The organism is Pseudomonas sp. M2 (assembly GCF_015751845.1).
Taxonomy (GTDB): domain Bacteria; phylum Pseudomonadota; class Gammaproteobacteria; order Pseudomonadales; family Pseudomonadaceae; genus Aquipseudomonas; species Aquipseudomonas putida_E.
Genome location: NZ_JADOUD010000001.1, coordinates 4,988,775 through 5,009,606 on the forward strand (window position 1 = coordinate 4,988,775; position 20,832 = coordinate 5,009,606).

The 20,832-nt window shown below is 63.1% G+C and carries 15 protein-coding genes; 8 read left to right on the forward strand and 7 right to left on the reverse strand.

The features are described from left to right. Positions 1-261: 261 nt before the first annotated feature. The 7 genes from IWW33_RS23135 to IWW33_RS23165 form a co-directional block, all read right to left on the reverse strand. Positions 262-1,071, reverse strand: a complete 810-nt coding sequence (locus IWW33_RS23135; protein ID WP_046786078.1) for a type 1 glutamine amidotransferase — start codon at positions 1,069-1,071, stop codon at positions 262-264. 303 nt (positions 1,072-1,374) lie between these two features. Beyond that, a complete protein-coding gene (locus IWW33_RS23140) occupies positions 1,375-2,157 on the reverse strand; it encodes an amino acid ABC transporter ATP-binding protein (RefSeq protein WP_046786079.1) in 783 nt (260 codons plus the stop codon). Between the two features lie 22 nt (positions 2,158-2,179). Further along, on the reverse strand, positions 2,180-3,424 hold the full coding sequence (locus IWW33_RS23145; protein ID WP_174141137.1) for an FAD-binding oxidoreductase: 1,245 nt from the start codon (positions 3,422-3,424) through the stop codon (positions 2,180-2,182). Between the two features lie 15 nt (positions 3,425-3,439). Then, on the reverse strand, positions 3,440-4,150 hold the full coding sequence (locus IWW33_RS23150; protein ID WP_046786081.1) for an ABC transporter permease subunit: 711 nt from the start codon (positions 4,148-4,150) through the stop codon (positions 3,440-3,442). Continuing rightward, on the reverse strand, positions 4,147-4,866 hold the full coding sequence (locus IWW33_RS23155) for an ABC transporter permease subunit (RefSeq protein WP_046786082.1): 720 nt from the start codon (positions 4,864-4,866) through the stop codon (positions 4,147-4,149). Before IWW33_RS23155 ends, IWW33_RS23150 begins: the two co-directional genes overlap by 4 nt. Before the next feature lie 175 nt (positions 4,867-5,041). Next, complete coding sequence (locus IWW33_RS23160; RefSeq protein WP_115274681.1) at positions 5,042-5,794, reverse strand: transporter substrate-binding domain-containing protein; 753 nt, start codon at positions 5,792-5,794, stop codon at positions 5,042-5,044. A gap of 21 nt (positions 5,795-5,815) precedes the next feature. Continuing rightward, the gene (locus IWW33_RS23165; protein WP_046786084.1) at positions 5,816-6,679 is read right to left on the reverse strand and encodes a MurR/RpiR family transcriptional regulator; all 864 of its coding nucleotides are present in this window, start codon (positions 6,677-6,679) and stop codon (positions 5,816-5,818) included. A 142-nt stretch (positions 6,680-6,821) separates the two neighbouring features. Between IWW33_RS23165 and IWW33_RS23170 the strand changes: the two genes are divergently transcribed. From IWW33_RS23170 to IWW33_RS23205, 8 genes are all read left to right on the forward strand, one after another. After that, complete coding sequence (locus IWW33_RS23170; RefSeq protein ID WP_174141138.1) at positions 6,822-7,847, forward strand: Ldh family oxidoreductase; 1,026 nt, start codon at positions 6,822-6,824, stop codon at positions 7,845-7,847. 130 nt (positions 7,848-7,977) lie between these two features. Next, positions 7,978-9,174, forward strand: coding sequence for an amino acid aminotransferase (locus IWW33_RS23175; RefSeq protein ID WP_115274683.1), 1,197 nt, complete (start codon positions 7,978-7,980; stop codon positions 9,172-9,174). A 263-nt stretch (positions 9,175-9,437) separates the two neighbouring features. Continuing rightward, complete coding sequence (locus IWW33_RS23180) at positions 9,438-10,715, forward strand: serine/threonine transporter (protein ID WP_046786087.1); 1,278 nt, start codon at positions 9,438-9,440, stop codon at positions 10,713-10,715. 168 nt (positions 10,716-10,883) lie between these two features. Then, positions 10,884-11,384 carry a thiol peroxidase gene (gene tpx, locus IWW33_RS23185; RefSeq protein WP_039603773.1) on the forward strand — a complete coding sequence of 167 codons (501 nt, stop codon included), beginning with the start codon at positions 10,884-10,886 and terminating at the stop codon, positions 11,382-11,384. A gap of 318 nt (positions 11,385-11,702) precedes the next feature. After that, positions 11,703-12,995 carry an MdtA/MuxA family multidrug efflux RND transporter periplasmic adaptor subunit gene (locus IWW33_RS23190; protein ID WP_174141139.1) on the forward strand — a complete coding sequence of 431 codons (1,293 nt, stop codon included), beginning with the start codon at positions 11,703-11,705 and terminating at the stop codon, positions 12,993-12,995. After that, positions 12,992-16,090: an MdtB/MuxB family multidrug efflux RND transporter permease subunit gene (locus tag IWW33_RS23195; RefSeq protein ID WP_174141140.1), complete on the forward strand. Its 3,099-nt coding sequence runs from the start codon at positions 12,992-12,994 to the stop codon at positions 16,088-16,090. Before IWW33_RS23190 ends, IWW33_RS23195 begins: the two co-directional genes overlap by 4 nt. Next, complete coding sequence (locus IWW33_RS23200) at positions 16,087-19,194, forward strand: efflux RND transporter permease subunit (RefSeq protein ID WP_046786090.1); 3,108 nt, start codon at positions 16,087-16,089, stop codon at positions 19,192-19,194. Before IWW33_RS23195 ends, IWW33_RS23200 begins: the two co-directional genes overlap by 4 nt. Next, positions 19,191-20,678, forward strand: coding sequence for an efflux transporter outer membrane subunit (locus IWW33_RS23205; RefSeq protein WP_174141142.1), 1,488 nt, complete (start codon positions 19,191-19,193; stop codon positions 20,676-20,678). The genes IWW33_RS23200 and IWW33_RS23205 overlap by 4 nt, the downstream gene beginning before the upstream one ends. Positions 20,679-20,832 lie beyond the last annotated feature (154 nt).

The following is a 20,832-nucleotide window of genomic DNA, read 5'->3' on the forward strand; positions in this document are numbered from 1 at the left end:
TCGGGGATTTGTGGTGGGGCGGAATCGCGCGCGGCTCGGGATTGTAGGGCGCGGCGTCGCGCGATATCCCAGGCGCAGAAAACCTGACGACAACCATCTAAACAGTCATCGTATCTCTCGGGAGGGGAAAAACGATCGCGGAGACAGGCGCAAGCCCGCCGCCCGCATCCACGGGAAGTGTTCTGGGACCAGCAGAGGGTGACCGGGGAAGCGGGGGGCGGCCTTGCGCCGCCCCGCGATCAAAACTGACGAAGCTGAGTGTCAGGCGGCCTGTTGGCGCTTGATCTGGGATTTGCGCACCTGGGCGCGGCAGGCATCGCCGAAGGCCTGGAAGATCTTGATCGAATCAGGGTTCTTGGCCGCTTGCCACTCCGGGTGCCACTGTACGGCGAACAGGAACGGCGAAATGCTCGGGGCGTGAATCGCTTCGACCAGGCCGTCTTCGGCGTGGGCGATCGGTTCGATGCCGGTACCCAGGTTACGCAGGCCTTGGCCATGCAGCGAGTTGACGCGGATCTCGTCGGTGCCAAGGGCGTCGTGAAGCCAGCTGCCCGCCTTGATCTTCACGCCATGCACCTGAGCGTATTGCACGTCGACCGGATCTTCCGGGTTTTCCCGGTGGTCGTTGTAGCCTGGTTCGGCGTAAACCTTCTGGTAGATATCGCCGCCCAGGGCGACGTTGATTTCCTGCATGCCGCGGCAGATGCCGAAGATGGGCAGGCCACGTTTAAGCGCGGCCTTGACCAGCGGAATATCGAACAGGTCGCGGTTGACGTCCTGGCCTTTGCCTGGTGTCTGGTTTTCCTGGCCATACAGGCTCGGCTCGATGTTGCTGCCGGCACCGGTCAGGTATACGCCGTCGGCCATGTCCAGATAGGTCTCGAGGTCTTCGGTGCCACAGCAGGTGGGCACAAGTACCGGGACGCAATCAGCGAAATCGACCAGCGGGGTGATGTATTTGTGGGTCATGACCTGGTAGTCATGGCCTTTGCGCTCTTGGCTGCCCATGGTCATCAGGACGACGGGTTTGCGCAGGGAAGGTTGCTTGTTGCCAATGTTGCTGTTGGACATATGTCACCTTATGGCAGGTTCGACCTGCCGTTGTTGTGCAGGTGCACGGCGCGGGGCCTGGTGTGCTACCTGAAGCCCCGAGCACTGCCGGCTCGTCAGAGGCGACGATGCCGGTCGGGGCTTGTAGATAGCTTGCCAGAGCCGTTCGATATGTCAAACGACTGAAATGGGCTGAAGCGCCTGAATTCGGGGGCTGAAACCCTTGCGAGCCTCAGGCGGCAAGGGTTTGACAGGGGGCGAGGTCAATTATATTTAACGACGCAGTTGGGTCATTGCAGCCGTGCAATGAAGGGGGCAGTGGCTTCAATGAAGGATCTGCGCCAGAAAACTTTTGGCACGTGCAGTGCGCGGCTGGTTGAAGAACACCTGCGGCGGGCTGTCTTCGATGATCTGCCCGCCTTCAAGGAACAGCACCCGCTCGGCAACCTGCCTGGCAAAGCCCATTTCATGGGTAACACAGAGCATGGTCATGCCGGTGCCCGCCAGTTGCACCAAAACATCCAGCACTTCAGCGACCATTTCCGGGTCCAGCGCCGAGGTCGGCTCGTCGAACAGCATGATCCGCGGCTTCATGCACAAGGCGCGGGCGATCGCCACCCGCTGCTGCTGGCCGCCAGAGAGCTGGCTGGGGTATTTGTGCGCCTGGCTTTCGATGCCGACCTTGCACAGGTACATCCGGGCACGCTCCTCAGCGTCCTTGCGGGACAGGCCGCGCACGCTGGTGGGAGCCAGCAGGCAGTTGTCGAGCACGCTCATGTGCGGGAACAGGTTGAAGTGCTGGAACACCATGCCGATGTCGCTGCGTACCTGGGCGGCCTGGCGTGTGCTGCTGGCCAGGTCGGTGCCGGCTACCTGGACGCTCCCTTGCTCGGCAATTTCCAGGCGGTTGATGCAACGGATCAAGGTGGACTTGCCTGAGCCGGAGGGGCCGCACAGCACGATGCGTTCACCTTCGCGCACCTGCAGGTCGATGTCGCGCAATACATGGAAAGCGCCATAGTGCTTGTTCAGGCCCTCGATGCGGATCAGCACCGGGCGTGGGTCGTTTTCAGGGGCAAGGCTGGCAACGCTCAAAGGGGCGGTCATGTTGTTGTTCTCCCGCGTGGTGTCAGTTGAAACGTGCCGCGCTGTAAGGCGCAGGGTCGGTGAAAGGGTGCTCGCCGGTGAGCAGTTCAGCCACCAGGCGACCGCTGACCGGGCCCAGCGTCAGGCCGTGGTGCGCGTGGCCGAAGTTGAACCACAGGCCCTTGTGCCGTGGCGCCGGGCCGATCACGGGGCGCATGTCCGGCAGGCAGGGGCGACGGCCCAGCCAGGGGGTGTCGTCCAGGCGCTCACCCAGTGCCGGGAACAATGTGCGCGCCAGCGCTTCGCAGCGCTTGAGCTGAATTTCGTTGCCTGGGGCGCTGCTGGCGGCGAACTCGATGCCGGTGGTAAGGCGTATGCCGGCGGCCATCGGCGCCAGTACGTAGCCGCCCTGGGTGTCGCAGATCGAGTGCTGCAACTGAGCGCCGTCACGGGTGGCGTAGTGCATGTGGTAGCCGCGCTTGATACCCAGCGGGATCGTGTAGCCCAGGCGCTCATAAAGGTCGGCCGACTGCGGCCCAAGGCACGCCACCACTTCGTCGGCGGTGACCGGCCCGCGCTGGCTTTCGACCCGCCATTGGCTGCCGACCTGGCGCAGGCTGCGCGCATCACCGTGCAGGAACTGCCCGCCGCGCTGGACGAACAGCGCAGCATAACCACGGGTGAGGGCGCCGGGGTCGTTCACGGTCTTGGGGTCGAGCCAATGGATGCCGCCGACTACGGTGCTGTCGAGCTGGTGCTCGCGTGCCTGCAGTTGCCCGCGTTCGAGCAGTTCGTAGTGCAGGCCATAGCGCGCAAGGCCCTTGACCTCGGCCTTGGCCTGCTCGAACAACGCCGGGTCGCGGTACACCTCGATCCAGCCCTTGGCCTGCACCAGCCCTTCGAGGCCGGCGGCGGCGATCAGGGCGTCGTGCTCTTCTACGCAGCGTTGTACCAGCGGCAGCATGTCGGCCGCGGCCCCGGCCAGCCGCCCCGGTGCCGACTGCCGCCAGTAGCGCAGCAACCAGGGCGCGGCCTTGGGCAAGTGCAGCAGGCTGTAGCGCACGTCCGGCTGGCGGTTGAGGCCATAGCGCAGCAGCTTGCCGAATTGGCGGGGGAACGCATAGGGGATGACACTGGAGCGTTCGATCAGCCCGGCGTTGCCATGGCTGGTGCCGCACCCGGGTTCATTTCGGTCGATCAGGATTACCTGGCGCCCGCGTGCCTGCAGATGCAGCGCGGTGCTGACGCCGACGATACCGGCGCCCAGGACAACGGTCTGGCAATGCATGATTGTATCCTTCGGTCAGTTCAGGTGGCGGCCCAGGCGGGCCTCCAGGTGTTTCAGCAGGCGCCGCACCAGTTCGACGATCACCAGGTAGAGGACGGCGGCCCACAGGTAGATCTGGAAGTCGAAGCTGCGCGAGAACGCCAATTTGGTCACGCCCATCAGGTCGTAGATGGTCACCAGCGAGGCGATGGCGCTGGCCTTGATCATCAGGATCAGTTCGTTGCCCAGCGGGCCGATGGCCACCAGCAACGATTGCGGCAAGATGACCTTGAAGAAGGTGGTGGAGCGTTTGAGGTTCAGAGCCCTGGCTGCTTCATACTGCCCTGGCGCCACGGCCATCAGGCTGCCGCGGAAGATTTCGGCCTGGTAGGCGGCCGTGTTCAGGGTGAAGGCCAGCAGGGTGCAGAGCCAGGCTTCGCGGAAGAACCACCAGAGGCCGACGTCCTGCCAGAACCCCTTCAACGACCCAAGCCCGTAGTACAGCAGGAACAGTTGTGCCAGCAGGGGGGAGCCACGGAAGAAATAGATGTAGCCGGCCGCCAGGCGCTGCAGCGGCAGGTTGCGCGACATCCGGGCCAGCGCCAGCAGCAGGCCGAGCATGGCGCCGAGGGTGAAGGAAATCGCTACCAGCTTGGCAGTTACCAGCAGCCCGTCGATGAACCGTGGCCCGTAGCGCTCCAGCAGGTCGGGGTCCAGTACCAGGCTCAGCCATTGTTCGGCACTCATGCGCGTGCTCCTTGCAGGTGGCGGTTGCTGCGCCGTTCGATGTAGGCGAACACCCGCCCCGATAGCGCCGAGAACAGCAGGTAACCCAGGCAGGCCACCCCGTAGAAGAACATCGGCTCTTTGGTCACGCTGACCGCAAGGTTGGTCTGGCGCATCAGGTCGACCAGCGAGATGGTCGATACCAGCGAGGTATCCTTGAGCAACGACAGCCAGTTGTTGGAGAGCCCCGGCAGGGCGATGCGCGTCAGTTGTGGCAGTACCACCTTGAAGAAGGCGGTGCGCTTGCCCAGGCCCAGTGCCGCACAGGCCTCCAGCTGGCCTTTGGGCAGGGTCTTGAAAGCAGCCAGCCAGATCTCGCTGGAAAAGGCGGCGAACACCAGGCTGAAAGCGATCATCGCCGCGAGGAACGTATTGATCAGGAACTCACCTTGATAGCCCATGGCGGCCAGCAGTTGCTGTGCGGCGATCTGGCAACCGTAATAGATGATCAGCAGGGTCAGCAGCTCGGGCAGGCCGCGGAACACGGTGGAAAATGTGGTTGACCAGGCACGCGGCAGGCGCTTGCGCGAGCGCGCCGCCAGGGCCACGACAAGGCCCAGTGGCAAGCCGATGGGCAGGCAGGCGAGGGCCAGTGACACGGTCACCAGCGCGCCTGCCAGCAGCGCCTGGCCCCAGCCACCACTGGCGAAGGACAGCAAGGACAATTGATCGAGCATGACATATCCCTAGAATTGACTGCTCCACGCGCGAGCGCTGTAGGAGCGGCCTTGCGTCGCGAAAGGGCTGCGCAGCAGCCCCACAGGTTCTGGTGGCGCTGCACAAGCCTGGGGCCGCTTTGCGGTCCTTTCGCGACACAAGGCCGCTCGGGAGAGCGCGTCGTTGCAGGCGGAATCAGTTGTAGATATCGAAGTCGAAGTACTTGCTGGCGATTTTCTGGTAGGTACCGTTGGCGACGATTTGCGCCAACGCGGTATTCAGCCGCTGGCGCAGTGCTTCATCGTCCTTGCGCACGGCGATGGCGGCATTAGCCTTGGTGCCGGCCACGTCACCCAGCACCTTGCAGCATTCCTGGCCGTTCTTGTTCATCCACTCGTGCAGCGGGAACTTGTCGGCGATCACCCCGTCCAGGCGGCCGGCGGCGAGGTCGGCATTGGCCTCGTCCATGGTCGGGTAGAGCTTCACGTCAGCGCCCGCCTTGGCATACACATCTTCGGCATAGATCGCCTGGGTCGAGGACGACTGGGCACCCACCGTGTAGCCTTCGAAGGTGTTCTGCGCATCACTGATCTTGCTGTCCTTGGCCACGGCGACGGTCAGCGGCGTGCGGTAGTAATGGTCGGTGAAGGCGATTTTCTTGCGGCGCTCCTCGGTATCGATCATCGAAGCCACCACCGCATCGTACTTGCGTGCCATCAAGGCCGGGATGATGCCTTCCCAGTCTTGCGCCACCAGGGTGCACTCGACTTTCATCTGCTCGCACAGGGCGTGGGTGATGTCGATGTCAAAACCGTGCAACTGGTTGTCGGCATCCACATAGTTGAAGGGCGGGTAGGCCCCTTCGGTGGCGAAGCGCAGGGTTTCGGCGCTGGCGTTAGCCGCCAGCAGCAGGGCACATGCACCCACCATAGCCATGGTCTTGTTCATCTCGCACCTCTTGCACTCTTGCTATTGTTGTTTTCCCGTCGTGTAGCCGACGAATTCGTTATGTAGAGCGGCAGTCGCTTCCAAGCGTTTTTCAACATCAGGCCCGAGCTTCTTGCAGACCTCGTTGACCATCAGGTGCACCCACGACAGCATTGCCGAGGTGGACTCCCAGAACAGATTGAATTCGGTGGGGATGCGGAACACCTCGTCGGCATTGGCATCGGCCCAGTCGCAGAAGGTGTCGGTCACCAGCGTGACCGGGATACCGGCCTGGCGTGCCTTCTGGCACAGCAGCAAGGCATGGCGGGAATAACGGCGTGCCTCGAACACCACCAGCGCGCTGTTTTCCGGGCGCCCGAGCAGCACCTCGCCGAAGTGCCCGGCACTGCCATCGACCACCTGGACGCCGTCGCGCAGGTAGTGCAGCAGGTGGGCCATGCACTGGGCCACACCACGCTCGGTCTGAAAACCGGCAATGAATACCCGCGGCCTGTCTGCCAGGCGCTGGGCGGCTATGTGCCAGGCCTCGCTGCGGCTGTATTCGTGCACCCGTACCAACGCGGCAATTTCCAGCTCAAGGCTGCCTGCGCGGGTGTTGTCGTCGTGCTGCTGGCGGTATTCCTGCAGGCGGTCTCCCACCAGCCATGGGCCATCACCCAGGTCGCTCTGAAGGTCTTGCTTGAGCGCCTTGAGATGGGCATAACCGAGTGAGCGGCAGAAACGCCCGACACTGGATTCGCTGACGCCGAGCTTGGCGGCAATGCTGGCTGAGGTCTGGAACGGCAATTCCTGGAGATTGGCGAGCATGTAGCTGGCGATCTTGTGGCCTGAAGCAGTCGCGGCTTGCAGGCTGTGTTCCAGGCGTTGTTTGATCGGTTGGCTCATGCTGTTGCTCCAGGCGAGGCGTGAATAGAAAATGAATGTTTTCTGTCATAGAGTCAACATTTGACAGATAGCTGTCACATGCGGGAAAGTTTTTGTCGCGGCCCACGCTGTTGCCATTCCAATTCCAAGAAAGGAGCTTCAGATGTCTGCACCTTCCACCCACCCCGTCGTGCGCATGCCTTTAGCCGAACTGCAGGGGTTGTTGCAATCGATCTTCCAGCGTCACGGCTGCAGTGCAGCGGTGGCCGGCGTGCTCGCCCACAATTGCGCCAGCGCTCAGCGCGATGGTGCCCATAGCCACGGGGTGTTTCGTATGCCTGGCTATGTCTCGACCCTGGCCAGCGGCTGGGTGAACGGTTGTGCCATACCGCAGGTGACTGACGTGGCGGCGGGCTTTGTTCGGGTAGACGCTGGCGGGGGCTTTGCCCAGCCGGCCCTGGCCGCGGCGCGTGCAATGCTGGTCGAGAAGGCCCGTAGTGCCGGCATCGCGGTACTGGCGATTCACAACTCCCACCATTTCGCAGCGCTGTGGCCCGATGTGGAGCCGTTTGCCGATGAGGGCCTGGTAGCCCTGAGCGTGGTCAACAGCATGACCTGTGTTGTGCCACACGGTGCGCGCAAGCCGTTGTTCGGCACCAACCCGATTGCCTTTGCCGCGCCGTGTGCGGGGCACGACCCTATCGTTTTTGACATGGCCACCAGCGCCATGGCCCATGGTGACGTGCAGATCGCTGCGCGGGCTGGACAGCAGCTGCCGGAGGGCATGGGCGTGGACGCCGATGGCCAGCCGACCACCGACCCCAAGGCCATCCTGGAAGGCGGTGCGCTGCTGCCCTTCGGCGGGCACAAGGGCTCGGCACTGTCGATGATGGTCGAGTTGCTGGCGGCGGCGCTGACCGGTGGGCATTTCTCTTGGGAATTCGACTGGGCGAGCCACCCTGGGGCGAAAACGCCGTGGACCGGGCAACTGATCATCGTCATCGACCCGAGCAAAGCCGAAGGCGACCGGTTTGCGCAGCGCAGCCGGGAGCTGGTCGAGCAGATGCAGGCGGTGGGGTTGTCGCGTATGCCGGGCGAGCGGCGCTACCGGGAGCGGGAAATTGCACAGCGTGAAGGGGTGGCGGTGACTGAGGTTGAGCTGCAGGAGCTCAAGGCGCTGGCCGGCTGACACGCTGCAAATGCCCGCTGTGCAATCTTGCATAGACAACCTTGCACAATAGGTGATGTTCCTGCCCGCCGAGTCCGGGTATCCTCACCTGAGCCTTTCCGAACTGTCCTGATCCAAGGAGCTGCACGCTGTGTTCAAACATGTCGATGCCTATGCCGGCGACCCGATCCTCTCGTTGATGGAAACCTTCAAGGCCGACCCGCGCGCCGACAAGGTCAACCTGAGTATCGGCCTTTATTACGATGAGGCCGGCGTGGTGCCGCAGCTCAAAGCGGTGGATGCGGTTGAAAAACGCATCGCCGGCGTGGCCCACGAGGCTTCGCTGTACCTGCCGATGGAAGGCCTGGCCAGCTACCGCCAGGCGATCCAGGCACTGCTGTTCGGTGCCGATCACCCAGCCGTCACCGGCAAGCGCGTGGCGACCGTGCAGACCGTCGGCGGCTCCGGCGCGCTCAAGGTCGGCGCCGATTTCCTCAAGCGTTACTTCCCTGCCTCCGAAGTCTGGGTCAGCAACCCGACCTGGGACAACCACCGCGCCATCTTCGAAGGTGCCGGGTTCAAGGTGCACAGCTATCCGTACTTCGACCAGGCCAGCCGTGGCGTGGACTTCGATGGCATGCTGGCGACTTTGCAGACCCTGCCGGCCAACAGCGTCGTGCTGCTGCATCCGTGCTGCCATAACCCCACCGGTGCCGACCTTACCCAGGAGCAGTGGCAGCACGTGGTGGAAGTGGTCAAGGCGCGCCAGTTGATCCCGTTCCTCGACATCGCCTACCAAGGCTTCGGCGAGGGCCTGGTGGAAGACGCCTACGCCATCCGCGAAATGGCCCGTGCCGGCGTACCGTGCCTGGTCAGCAACTCGTTCTCTAAGATCTTCTCGCTGTATGGCGAGCGGGTAGGGGGCCTGTCGGTCGTCTGTGACGATGAAGACACCACCCAAAGCGTGCTTGGCCAGCTCAAGGCGACTGTGCGCCGCAACTACTCCAGCCCGCCCAACTTCGGCGCACAGCTGGTAGCCGGTGTGCTCGGCGATGCTGCGCTGAATGCGCAGTGGGCCGCTGAAGTCGAGGTGATGCGCAAGCGCATTCTCGATATGCGCCAGGCCCTGGTCGATGCGCTGGCCGTGTTGCTGCCAGGCCAGGACTTCCAGTTCTTCCTGCGCCAGCGTGGCATGTTCAGCTACACAGGTTTCAGCGTCGAGCAGGTCCGCCGCCTGCGCGACGAGTTCGGTGTGTACCTGATCGACAGCGGCCGGGTGTGCATGTCCGGCCTGCGCCCGGCCAACCTGCAACGGGTTGCCGAAGCGTTCGCTGCCGTTCAGAAGTAACACCGCACAGTGCCGCTCCTGCAAGGCTTCGCGAACGTCTGAGCGGCCTTGCCGGGGCGCCGGACCGGTCGGAAAGGGCCGCAAGGCGGCCCCATAGTGCAACCCCGCTTGTAAAGACAAGTGCAACCGTCCCTCGGGCGGGGCTTCGCAACCGCCCACTTTCAGTGCACAATCGCGCCCCTCTTTTCTGGTTGGGGTGCTCGAAGCCTCTGTTTCGCCACTCCCAGCCCTGTTGCAGTCTTGCGAGTGGAGTTGCACCCGGAATGAACGAGCAGGCCCCAAGCGTTGAACAACGCTTCGAATCGACCCCGGCTGCCCTTGGCAGCTGGTCCCGTCATGACACTACCTGGATGCTGGGCCTGTTTGGCACCGCCATCGGTGCAGGTACCTTGTTCCTGCCGATCAACGCCGGCCTCGGTGGTTTTTGGCCGCTATTGATCCTCGCCGCGCTGGCCTTCCCGATGACCTACTTCGCCCACCGCGGCCTGACCCGGTTCGTCCTGTCCGGGCGCAGTGGCGGGGATATCACCGAGGTGGTGCAAGAACATTTCGGCATCAAGGCCGGTGCACTGATCACCGTGCTGTACTTCTTCGCCATCTTCCCGATCCTGCTCATTTACAGCGTGGCGCTGACCAACACGGTCACCAGCTTCATGGAACACCAGTTGCACATGACCCCGCCGCCGCGGGCGCTGTTGTCGTTCGTGCTGATCCTGGGCCTGCTGGCCATCGTGCGCTGCGGTGAGCAGGCCACGGTGAAGGTCATGAGCCTGCTGGTTTACCCGTTCATCGTCGCCCTGGCGCTTCTGGGCCTTTACCTGGTCCCGCACTGGACCGGGGGTATCCTCGACGGCGCTTCCCAACTGCCATCGGGTTCGGCCTTCCTGCACACCGTGTGGCTGGCGATCCCGGTGATGGTGTTCTCGTTCAACCACTCGCCGATCATCTCGGCCTTTGCCGTGGACCAGAAGCGCCGGTATGGCGAACACGCCGACGAGCGCAGCGGCCAGATCCTGGCACGCGCACACCTACTGATGGTGGCCATGGTGCTGTTCTTCGTCTTCAGCTGCGTACTGACCCTCGACAGCGCTCAATTGGCTGAGGCCAAGGCGCAGAACCTGTCGATCCTGTCGTACCTGGCCAACCACTTCAGCAACCCGACGATCGCTTTCGCCGCGCCGCTGATCGCCTTCATCGCCATCGCCAAGTCGTTCCTGGGCCATTACATCGGTGCCAGCGAAGGCCTGAAGGGCATCATCGCCAAAACCGGTGCACGCCCGGGCGCCAAGGCGCTGGACCGTGTGGTTGCCGCGCTGATGCTGGTGGTGTGCTGGATCGTCGCCACCCTGAACCCGAGCATCCTGGGTATGATCGAGTCGCTGGGTGGCCCGATCATCGCCGTGCTGCTGTTCCTGATGCCGATGTACGCCATCCGCCGCGTGCCGTCGATGCGCAAGTACAGTGGCGCGCTGTCCAACGTCTTTGTAGTGGTGGTTGGCCTGGTTGCGCTGACTTCTGTGGTGTACGGCCTGTTGGGCTGATCCATCGTTCGCTTTGAGAAATGTCCGGGCTGCTTGTAGCAACCCGGACATTTTTTTGTCCACAAAAACTGTCAGGCAATAGAACAATTTCACTGAACCCCATAGGCACCCGGCCGCCTTCATGCTTAACTCAGTGTCCTTTTCAAACCCCGCATAAGGATTTCGTCCATGGCTCAAGTGACTCTCAAAGGCAACCCGGTTCAGGTCAACGGCGAGCTGCCAAAAGCCGGTGCCCAGGCTCCGGCCTTCTCCCTGGTAGGTGAAGGCCTGGCCGACAAGTCGCTGAAGGACTTCGCCGGCAAGCGCAAGGTGCTGAACATCTTCCCAAGCGTCGATACCCCGACCTGCGCTACCTCGGTGCGCAAGTTCAACGCCCAGGCCAACGATGTGGCCAATACCGTGGTGCTGTGCATCTCTGCCGACCTGCCGTTCGCCCAGGCGCGCTTCTGCGGCGCCGAAGGCCTGGAGAACGTGAAGAACCTGTCGACCCTGCGTGGTCGCGAGTTCCTCGAAAACTACGGTGTTGCCATTGCCGACGGCCCGCTGGCCGGCCTGGCTGCCCGCGCCGTGGTGGTGCTGGACGAAAACGACAAGGTGCTGCACAGCGAGCTGGTAGGTGAAATCGCTGAAGAGCCGAACTATGACGCGGCACTGGCGGTGTTGAAGTAAAGAATGGTGCAGGGCTGATGCCAGTCAGTTGGCCTTGTCGGGGCCGCAAAGCGGCCCTAAATCGCTTAGCTGGCTGGCATTGAGCGTAACGAAGGCCTTTATCGAAGGTTTCGGCCTCGGAACTCTTCAGTACGCTGCCTCTCCAAGCAACACCCTGTAACGGCCCGGAACGCTTTCCGGGCCGTTTTCATTTAAAGTTCAGCCTCTTGGCAACGTCAGGCAAAGGTAAACCTCTGGTAAAGGGCCTTTGCTAAAAGAGTGCCAGTGCTTATCGTTCACCTTCCCAAGTCGTCATTCCGAACAAGGTTCGTTCAACCCATGCGAGTTTCCGTCTCCCGATCCCCTCGTCGCTGGCTCGTTGGCCTGCTGATCCTGCTGCTGGTGGCCCTGCTGGCCTGGTGGTTGTGGCCCGCTGCAACGCCTGCCCCAAAAGAAGCGGGCGGGGGGCGCCCGGGCAAGGGCATGGGCATCGGTATGGGCCGTCCCGGCTTCGGCGGCTCCACCGAAGCGGTGCCAGTGCGTGTGGAACCTGCACGGGTGGGCGACTTTCCGCTCTACTACAAGGCGCTTGGCACGGTTACCGCGACCAATACCGTCAACGTGCGTAGCCGTGTTGCCGGTGAGCTGGTGAAAATCCACTTCAAGGAGGGCCAGCAGGTCAAGGCTGGCGACTTGCTCGCCGAGATCGACCCGCGCGCCTACCGCATCGCGCTGCAGCAGGCCGAAGGCACGCTGGCGCAAAACCGGGCGCAGCTCAAGAACGCTCAAGTCGACCTGGCGCGCTATAAAGGCCTGTACGCCGAAGACAGCATCGCCAAACAGACGCTCGATACCTCCGAAGCCCAGGTGGCGCAGTTCCAGGGGCTGGTGAAAACCAACCAGGCTCAGGTCAATGATGCCCGCCTGAACCTTGATTTCACCCAGATCCGCGCGCCGATCAGTGGCCGGGTGGGCCTGCGTCAGCTCGACCTGGGCAACCTGGTGGCGGCCAATGACACTACCGCCCTGGTGGTCATCACCCAGACCGAACCGATCAGCGTTGCCTTCACCTTGCCGGAAACCGAGCTGACTACCGTGCTGGAACGTTACCGCAGCGGTGCCAGCCTGCCGGTCGAGGCCTGGGACCGCGGCGACAGCAAGCTGCAGTCCACTGGCGTGCTGGCCAGCATCGACAACCAGATAGACATCACCACCGGTACCCTGAAGTTCAAAGGCCGCTTCGAGAACAAGGACATGGCCCTGTTCCCCAACCAGTTCGTCAACGTGCGCCTGTTGGCCGACACCCTCAAGCAGGTCGTCATGGCACCGGCGGCGGCCATTCAGTTCGGCAACGACGGCACCTTCGCCTATGTCGTCACTGCCGACAACATGGTCAATGTGCGCAAGCTCAAGGTGGGCCCCAGTGACGGTGAGAACAGTGTGATCCTCGAAGGCCTCAAGGCCGGTGACCGCCTGGTGCTCGAAGGCACCGACCGCCTGCGCGAAGGTTCCAAGGTCGAAGTGGTCGAAGACAGCTCGCAAGTGCCGGCCACCCCCGGCCAGCACCTGCAGGGGCAGGACGGCAAAGGCTCGGCCCAGACCGGTGAAACGGCAGGCAAGGCGGGCGCATGAACCTGTCGCGCCTGTTCATCCTTCGCCCGGTCGCCACCACGCTGAGCATGCTGGCCATCGTGCTGGCCGGCCTGATCGCGTACAAGCTGCTGCCGGTTTCGGCCTTGCCGCAGGTCGATTACCCGACCATCAGGGTCATGACCCTGTATCCGGGTGCCAGCCCGCAGGTGATGACCAGCGCCGTGACCGCGCCGCTCGAGCGCCAGTTCGGCCAGATGCCGGGTCTGACCCAGATGGCATCGACCAGTTCTGGCGGTGCCTCGGTGCTGACCCTGCGCTTCAGCCTGGACATGAACATGGACGTTGCCGAGCAGCAGGTACAGGCCGCGATCAACGCCGCCAGCAACCTGCTGCCCAGCGACCTGCCGGCACCACCGGTGTACAACAAGGTCAACCCTGCCGATACCCCGGTGTTGACCCTGGCCATTTCCAGCAAGACCATGCCGCTGCCCAAGCTCAACGACCTGGTCGACACCCGCGTGGCGCAGAAGCTCGCGCAGATCGGCGGCGTGGGCATGGTCAGCATCGCCGGTGGCCAGCGCCAGGCTGTGCGCATCAAGGTCAACGTCGATGCGTTGGCCGCCAATGGTCTGAACCTCGATGACGTGCGTACCCTGGTTGGCGCCTCCAACGTCAACCAGCCCAAGGGCAACTTCGATGGCCCGACCCGGGTGTCGATGCTCGATGCCAATGACCAGCTGCGTTCCCCCGAGGAGTACGCCAACCTGATTCTGGCGTACAACAATGGTGCGCCGCTGCGCCTGAAGGACGTCGCCGAAATCGTCGACGGGGCCGAGAACGAACGCCTCGCTGCCTGGGCCAACCAGAACCAGGCGGTACTGCTGAACATCCAGCGCCAGCCCGGTGCCAATGTCATCGAGGTGGTCGACCGCATCAAGGACCTGCTGCCGTCGATCACCGACAACCTGCCCGCCGGCCTCGAGGTGTCGGTGCTGACCGACCGCACCCAGACCATCCGCGCCGCGGTCAAGGATGTGCAGCACGAACTGCTGATCGCCATCGTCCTGGTGGTGATGGTGACCTTCGTCTTCCTGCGCCGCATCAGTGCCACCATCATCCCGTCGATTGCCGTGCCGCTGTCGCTGATCGGCACCTTCGGCGTGATGTACCTGGCCGGCTTCTCGATCAACAACCTGACTTTGATGGCGCTGACCATCGCCACCGGTTTTGTGGTCGATGACGCCATCGTCATGCTGGAGAACATCTCGCGGCACATCGAGGAGGGCGAAACGCCCATGCAGGCTGCGCTCAAGGGCGCGCGGCAGATCGGTTTCACCCTGATCTCCCTGACCTTTTCGCTGATTGCCGTGCTCATCCCGCTGCTGTTCATGGCCGATGTGGTGGGCCGGCTGTTCCGCGAATTCGCCATCACGCTGGCGGTGGCTATCCTGATTTCCCTGGTGGTCTCGCTGACCCTGACACCCATGATGTGCGCACGCCTGCTCAAGCGTGAACCCAAAGAAGAAGAGCAAGGCCGTTTTTACCGAGCCAGTGGTGCCTGGATCGACTGGCTGATCGAGCACTACGGCCGTGGCCTGCAATGGGTGCTCCGGCACCAGCCGCTGACCTTGCTGGTGGCGGTCGCCAGCCTGGCACTGACCGTTTTCCTGTACATGGTGGTGCCCAAGGGCTTCTTCCCGGTGCAGGACACCGGGGTGATCCAGGGTATCTCCGAAGCCCCGCAGTCCACCTCGTTCGCCGCCATGAGCGAACGCCAGCAGTCGCTGAGCACGATCATCCTGCAGGATCCGGCCGTGCAGAGCCTGTCGTCCTACATCGGCGTGGACGGTGACAATGCCACGCTCAACAGTGGCCGTCTGCTGATCAACCTCAAACCCCACGGCGAGCGCGACGTGACGGCCGGCGAGGTGATCAGCCGCTTGCAGCCTCAGCTCGACAAGCTGGTCGGCATCCGCCTGTTCATGCAGCCGGTGCAAGACCTGAGCATCGAGGATCGGGTCAGCCGCACGCAGTACCAGTTCAGCCTGTCCTCGCCCGACGCCGACCTGCTCGCGCAGTGGAGCGGCAAGCTGGTCAATGCGCTGCAACAGCGGCCAGAACTGCAGGATGTGGCCAGCGACCTGCAGGACAAGGGGCTGCAGGTGTACCTGGTGATCGACCGTGACATGGCCAGCCGCCTGGGCATCGATGTGTCGCAAATCACCAACGCCCTGTATGACGCCTTCGGCCAGCGGCAGATCTCGACCATCTATACCCAGGCCAGCCAGTACCGGGTGGTGCTGCAGTCGCGCGATGCAGCAAGCATCGGCCCACAGGCGCTGGAGTCGATCCACGTCAAGGCCAGTGACGGTGGTCAGGTACGCCTGTCGGCACTGGCGCGCATCGAGCAGCGCCAGGCGCAGCTGGCGATTTCACACATCGGCCAGTTCCCCGCGGTAATGATGTCGTTCAACCTGGCGCATGGTGCGTCGCTGGGCGAAGCGGTCAAGGTGATCGAGCAGGTCCAGCAGGAAATCGGCATGCCCATCGGCGTGCAGACCCGCTTCCAGGGCGCTGCCGAGGCCTTCCAGGCGTCCCTGTCGAGCACCTTGCTGCTGATCCTTGCCGCCGTGGTGACCATGTACATCGTGCTCGGCGTGCTGTACGAGAGCTACATTCACCCGATCACCATCCTCTCGACCTTGCCGTCGGCGGCGGTCGGTGCCTTGCTGGCGTTGATCCTCAGCGGCAACGACCTGGGCATGATCGCCATCATTGGCATCATTCTGCTCATCGGCATCGTCAAGAAGAACGCGATCATGATGATCGACTTCGCCCTCGAGGCCGAGCGCAACCAAGGCATGAGCCCGCACGACGCGATCTACCAGGCGGCGCTGCTGCGCTTCCGGCCGATCCTGATGACCACCCTGGCTGCGCTGTTCGGCGCAGTACCGCTGATGCTGGCCACAGGTTCCGGTGCCGAGTTGCGCCAGCCGCTGGGGCTGGTCATGGTCGGCGGCTTGCTGGTAAGCCAGGTGCTGACCCTGTTCACAACGCCGGTCATCTACCTGTACTTCGACCGCTTGGCACGGCGCTGGCGCCCAGCCGCTGACACCACGCAGGCCGAGGCATGAACCTGTCCGGCCCTTTCATTCGCCGGCCTGTGGCGACCATGCTGCTGAGCCTGGCAATCATGCTGCTTGGTGGCGTCAGCTTCGGCCTGCTGCCGGTTTCGCCGTTGCCGCAGATGGACTTCCCGGTGATCGTGGTTCAAGCCAACCTGGCTGGCGCCAGCCCCGAGGTGATGGCCTCCACGGTAGCCACGCCGCTGGAACGCAAGCTTGGCAGTATCGCCGGTGTCACCACCCTGACCAGTAGCTCCAACCAGGGCTCGACCCGGGTAATCATCGGCTTCGAGCAAGGCCGGGACATCGACGGCGCCGCGCGCGAGGTGCAGGCGGCGATCAACGCCACCCGCAACCTGCTGCCCAGCGGCATGCGCAGCATGCCGACCTACAAGAAGCTCAACCCGTCGCAGGCGCCGATCATGGTGCTGTCGTTGACCTCTGATGTGCTGCAGAAAGGCCAGTTGTACGATCTGGCTGACACCATCCTGTCGCAGAGCCTGGCTCAGGTAAGTGGGGTAGGGGAAGTGCAGATCGGCGGCAGTTCGCTGCCGGCTGTGCGCATTTCCGTCGAGCCGCAACTGCTCAACCAGTACAGCCTGTCCCTGGACGAAGTGCGCACTGCGGTGGCCAACGCCAACCAGCGCCGGCCGATGGGTTTCGTCGAGGACAGCGAGCGCAACTGGCAGGTACGGGCCAACGACCAGCTGGAAAAAGCCAAGGATTACGAACCGATCGTGATCCGGCAGCAGAACGGTACGATACTGCGCCTGTCCGACGTGGCGACCATCACAGACAGCGTCGAGAACCGCTACAACAGCGGCTTTTTCAACGATCAGAGTGCCGTGCTGCTGGTGGTCAACCGTCAGATCGGCGCCAACATCATCGAGACCGTCGACCAGATCCACGCGCAGTTGCCGGCCCTGCAGTCGCTGCTGCCGGCCAGCGTGCAACTGAACGTGGCCATGGACCGTTCGCCGGTCATCAAGGCCACCCTCAAGGAAGCCGAGCACACGCTGCTGATCGCCGTGGTGCTGGTGATCCTCGTGGTCTACCTGTTCCTCGGCAGCCTGCGCGCCTCGTTGATCCCCAGCCTGGCGGTACCGGTATCGCTGGTGGGGACCTTCGCGGTGATGTACCTGTGCGGTTTTTCGCTGAACAACCTGTCGCTGATGGCGTTGATCCTGGCCACAGGCCTGGTGGTGGACGATGCCATCGTGGTGCTGGAAAACATTTCGCGGCATATCGAGGACGGCCAGCCGCCGATGCGTGCGGCGTTCCTCGGCGCCAAGGAAGTCGGCTTCACCTTGCTGTCGATGAACGTCTCGCTGGTAGCGGTGTTCGTTTCGATCCTGTTCATGGGCGGCATCGTGCGCAACCTGTTCCAGGAGTTCTCGATTACCCTGGCGGCGGCGATCATCGTCTCGCTGGTGGTTTCGCTGACCCTCACCCCGATGCTCTGTGCCCGTTGGCTCAAGCCCCACCGCGCCGAACAGACGCGCCTGCAGCGCTGGAGCGACAATGTGCACAAGCGCATGGTCCAAGGTTACGATCGCAGCCTGAGTTGGGCCCTTCGCCACAAGCGCCTGACCTTGATCAGCCTGTTGGCGACCATCGGCCTGAACATCGTGCTGTATGTGGTCGTGCCGAAAACGCTGATCCCGCAGCAGGACACCGGCCAGCTGATGGGCTTCATCCGCGGTGACGACGGGCTGTCGTTCACCGTGATGCAGCCGAAGATGGAAATCTACCGCCGTGCCTTGCTGGCCGACCCGGCCGTGCAGAGTGTTGCCGGTTTCATTGGTGGCAACAGTGGTACCAACAACGCCATGGTGCTGGTGCGCCTGAAGCCGATCAGCGAGCGCAAGATCGATGCGCAGCAGGTCATCGAGCGTTTGCGCAAGGAAATGCCCAAGGTCCCTGGCGGACGGCTGTTCCTGATGGCTGACCAGGACCTGCAACTGGGCGGCGGTGGCCGTGACCAGACCTCGTCGCAGTACCTGTACACCCTGCAGAGCGGCGATCTGGCAGCGTTGCGCCAGTGGTTCCCCAAGGTGGTCGCAGCCATGCGCGCGCTGCCCGAGCTGACCGCCATCGATGCTCGCGACGGCTCCGGTACCCAGCAGGTGACACTGGTAGTCGATCGCGACCAGGCCAAGCGCCTGGGTATCGACATGGACATGGTCACCACCGTTCTGAACAACGCTTACAGTCAACGGCAGATCTCGACCATCTACGACAGCCTCAACCAGTACCAGGTGGTGCTGGAAATCAACCCGAAATACGCCTGGGACCCAAGCAGCCTGGAGCAGGTGCAGGTGATCACCAGTGACGGGGCGCGTGTGCCCTTGTCGACCATCGCCCATTACGAGAACAGCCTGGCAAACGACCGGGTCAGTCATGAGGGCCAGTTCGCTGCCGAAGACATCGCCTTCGACGTTGCCGAAGGCTACAGCCCCGACCAGGCCATGGCGGCGGTGGAGCGGGCGGTGGCCAAGCTGGGCCTGCCCGAGGAGGTGATTGCCAAGCTGGGCGGCACGGCAGACGCCTTCGCCAAGACCCAGCAAGGCCAGCCGTTCATGATCCTTGGCGCGTTGGTGCTGGTGTATCTGGTACTGGGCATACTGTATGAAAGCTACATTCACCCGCTGACCATCCTTTCGACCTTGCCTTCGGCTGGCGTCGGTGCCTTGCTTGCGCTCTATGTCACCGGGGGCGAATTCAGCCTGATATCCCTACTGGGCCTGTTCCTGCTGATTGGCGTGGTGAAGAAGAACGCCATCCTGATGATCGACCTGGCGCTGCAACTGGAGCGCCATCAGGGGCTGACGCCGGAAGAGTCGATCCGCCGTGCCTGCCTGCTACGCCTGCGGCCGATCCTGATGACCACGCTGGCGGCCATGCTCGGCGCCTTGCCACTGCTGCTCAGCCGCGCCGAGGGTGCGGAAATGCGCCAACCGCTGGGGCTGACCATCATTGGCGGCCTGGTCTTCAGCCAAGTCCTGACCCTGTATACGACGCCGGTGGTGTACCTGTACCTCGACCGCCTGCGCCACCGATTCAACCATTGGCGCGGCGTGCGCACCGATGCCGCTCTGGATACCCCGCTATGAATTTTGCCCAGTCCCCACTCCACCGCGCCCTGCAACTGCTGACCGGCGGGCGTGGTTCACGCCTGGTCGGTGCCGGTTTGTGCGCGGCGCTGTTAAGCGCCTGTACCCTGAGCCCGGACTACCATCGCCCGGAGCTGAGCACGCCGGCGCAGTTCAAACAGGCCGAGGGCTGGACCCAGGCCAACCCGTCCGATGCCATCGCCCGTGGCGCCTGGTGGGAAATCTATGGTGACGCGGGGCTCAACGCTCTGGTCGAGGAGCTCAACCGCAGCAACCAGAGTGTGGCGCAGGCCGAAGCCCAGTACCGCCAGGCCCAAGCGCTGGTGCGCAGTAGCCGTGCGTCGTTGTTCCCAAGCCTGGACCTGACCACCAGCAAGAACCGCTCGGCCCAGGGCACAGGCAGTTCGAGCTCCAGCCTTTCCAACAACAGCAGCGGTATTCGCAACACTTACAACGCGCAGCTTGGGGTGAGCTGGGAAATCGACCTGTGGGGCAAGTTGCGCGAGACCATGAACGCCAACGAGGCCAGTGCTCAAGCGAGCTTCGCCGACCTTGCCGCGATCCGCCTCAGCCAGCAGTCTGAGCTGGTGCAGAATTACCTGCAGTTGCGCGTTATCGATGAGCAGAAGCGCCTGCTGGAAGCCACCGTCGCGACGTATGAACGTTCGTTGCGCATGACCGAGAACCAGTACCGTGCAGGCGTCTCCGGCCCCGACGCAGTGGCCCAGGCACGTACCCAGCTCAAGACTACCCAAGCCGACCTGATAGATCTGGTCTGGCAGCGTGCACAGTTCGAAAACGCCATTGCCGTGCTACTGGGCAAGGCACCCGCCGAGTTTGCCCTCGCCGACAGCAAAAGCATCCCGGCCTTGCCGCAGATTCCGGTAAGCCTGCCGTCGCAATTGCTGGAGCGCCGCCCGGACATCGCTTCGGCCGAGCGCAACGTGATGGCGGCCAACGCCAACATCGGCGTGGCACGGGCCGCCTATTTCCCTGACTTGAGCCTGAGCATGAGCGGTGGTTATTCCAGCAGTACCTTCAATGACTGGATTCAGTTGCCCAATCGTTACTGGTCGGTAGGGCCGCAACTGGCGCTGACACTCTTCGATGCCGGCAAACGCAGCGCCGAGGTTGACCGCACTGTCGCGGTATACGACCAGACCGTGGCGCAGTACCGCCAGACCGTGCTCGACGGCTTCAAGGAGGTCGAGAATTACCTGGTGCAACTCAAGGTTTACGGCGAAGAGGCGCTCGTGCGCCAGGAAGCTCTGGATGCCGCGCGTGAGTCGTTGCGCCTGACCGACAACCAGTACAGGGCCGGGCTGATCGGCTATCTGGACGTGGTCAATGTACAGACCACGGCGCTGAGCAATGAGCGCAGTGTGTTGAACCTGTTACAGGGGCGTCTGGTGGCCAGTGTGCAGCTGATCGCTGCGTTGGGCGGCGGCTGGGATGCCGGGCAAGCGTTTGCCAGTCAGGAGTGAAGGCGCGGTCTAGTGTGGAAAAAATGCCCGCTCAGGCATGAGCCAACACCTTTTTTCACCTGCCCTTCAGGCGCGACAAAAGCCGACCAATGGCAATTTGATGTCAGTGGTTCGCCGGGGGGCTCTATCGCGGGGCTGGTGGACTCTCGCAGAT

Bases quoted from the DNA above. Each gene is read 5' to 3' on its own strand.
- IWW33_RS23135 (WP_046786078.1), bottom strand. From the start codon at position 1,071: ATGTCCAACAGCAACATTGGCAACAAGCAACCTTCCCTGCGCAAACCC.
- IWW33_RS23140 (WP_046786079.1), bottom strand. From the start codon at position 2,157: ATGACCGCCCCTTTGAGCGTTGCCAGCCTTGCCCCTGAAAACGACCCA.
- IWW33_RS23145 (WP_174141137.1), bottom strand. From the start codon at position 3,424: ATGCATTGCCAGACCGTTGTCCTGGGCGCCGGTATCGTCGGCGTCAGC.
- IWW33_RS23150 (WP_046786081.1), bottom strand. From the start codon at position 4,150: ATGAGTGCCGAACAATGGCTGAGCCTGGTACTGGACCCCGACCTGCTG.
- IWW33_RS23155 (WP_046786082.1), bottom strand. From the start codon at position 4,866: ATGCTCGATCAATTGTCCTTGCTGTCCTTCGCCAGTGGTGGCTGGGGC.
- IWW33_RS23160 (WP_115274681.1), bottom strand. From the start codon at position 5,794: ATGAACAAGACCATGGCTATGGTGGGTGCATGTGCCCTGCTGCTGGCG.
- IWW33_RS23165 (WP_046786084.1), bottom strand. From the start codon at position 6,679: ATGAGCCAACCGATCAAACAACGCCTGGAACACAGCCTGCAAGCCGCG.
- IWW33_RS23170 (WP_174141138.1), top strand. From the start codon at position 6,822: ATGTCTGCACCTTCCACCCACCCCGTCGTGCGCATGCCTTTAGCCGAA.
- IWW33_RS23180 (WP_046786087.1), top strand. From the start codon at position 9,438: ATGAACGAGCAGGCCCCAAGCGTTGAACAACGCTTCGAATCGACCCCG.
- tpx (WP_039603773.1), top strand. From the start codon at position 10,884: ATGGCTCAAGTGACTCTCAAAGGCAACCCGGTTCAGGTCAACGGCGAG.
- IWW33_RS23190 (WP_174141139.1), top strand. From the start codon at position 11,703: ATGCGAGTTTCCGTCTCCCGATCCCCTCGTCGCTGGCTCGTTGGCCTG.
- IWW33_RS23195 (WP_174141140.1), top strand. From the start codon at position 12,992: ATGAACCTGTCGCGCCTGTTCATCCTTCGCCCGGTCGCCACCACGCTG.
- IWW33_RS23200 (WP_046786090.1), top strand. From the start codon at position 16,087: ATGAACCTGTCCGGCCCTTTCATTCGCCGGCCTGTGGCGACCATGCTG.
- IWW33_RS23205 (WP_174141142.1), top strand. From the start codon at position 19,191: ATGAATTTTGCCCAGTCCCCACTCCACCGCGCCCTGCAACTGCTGACC.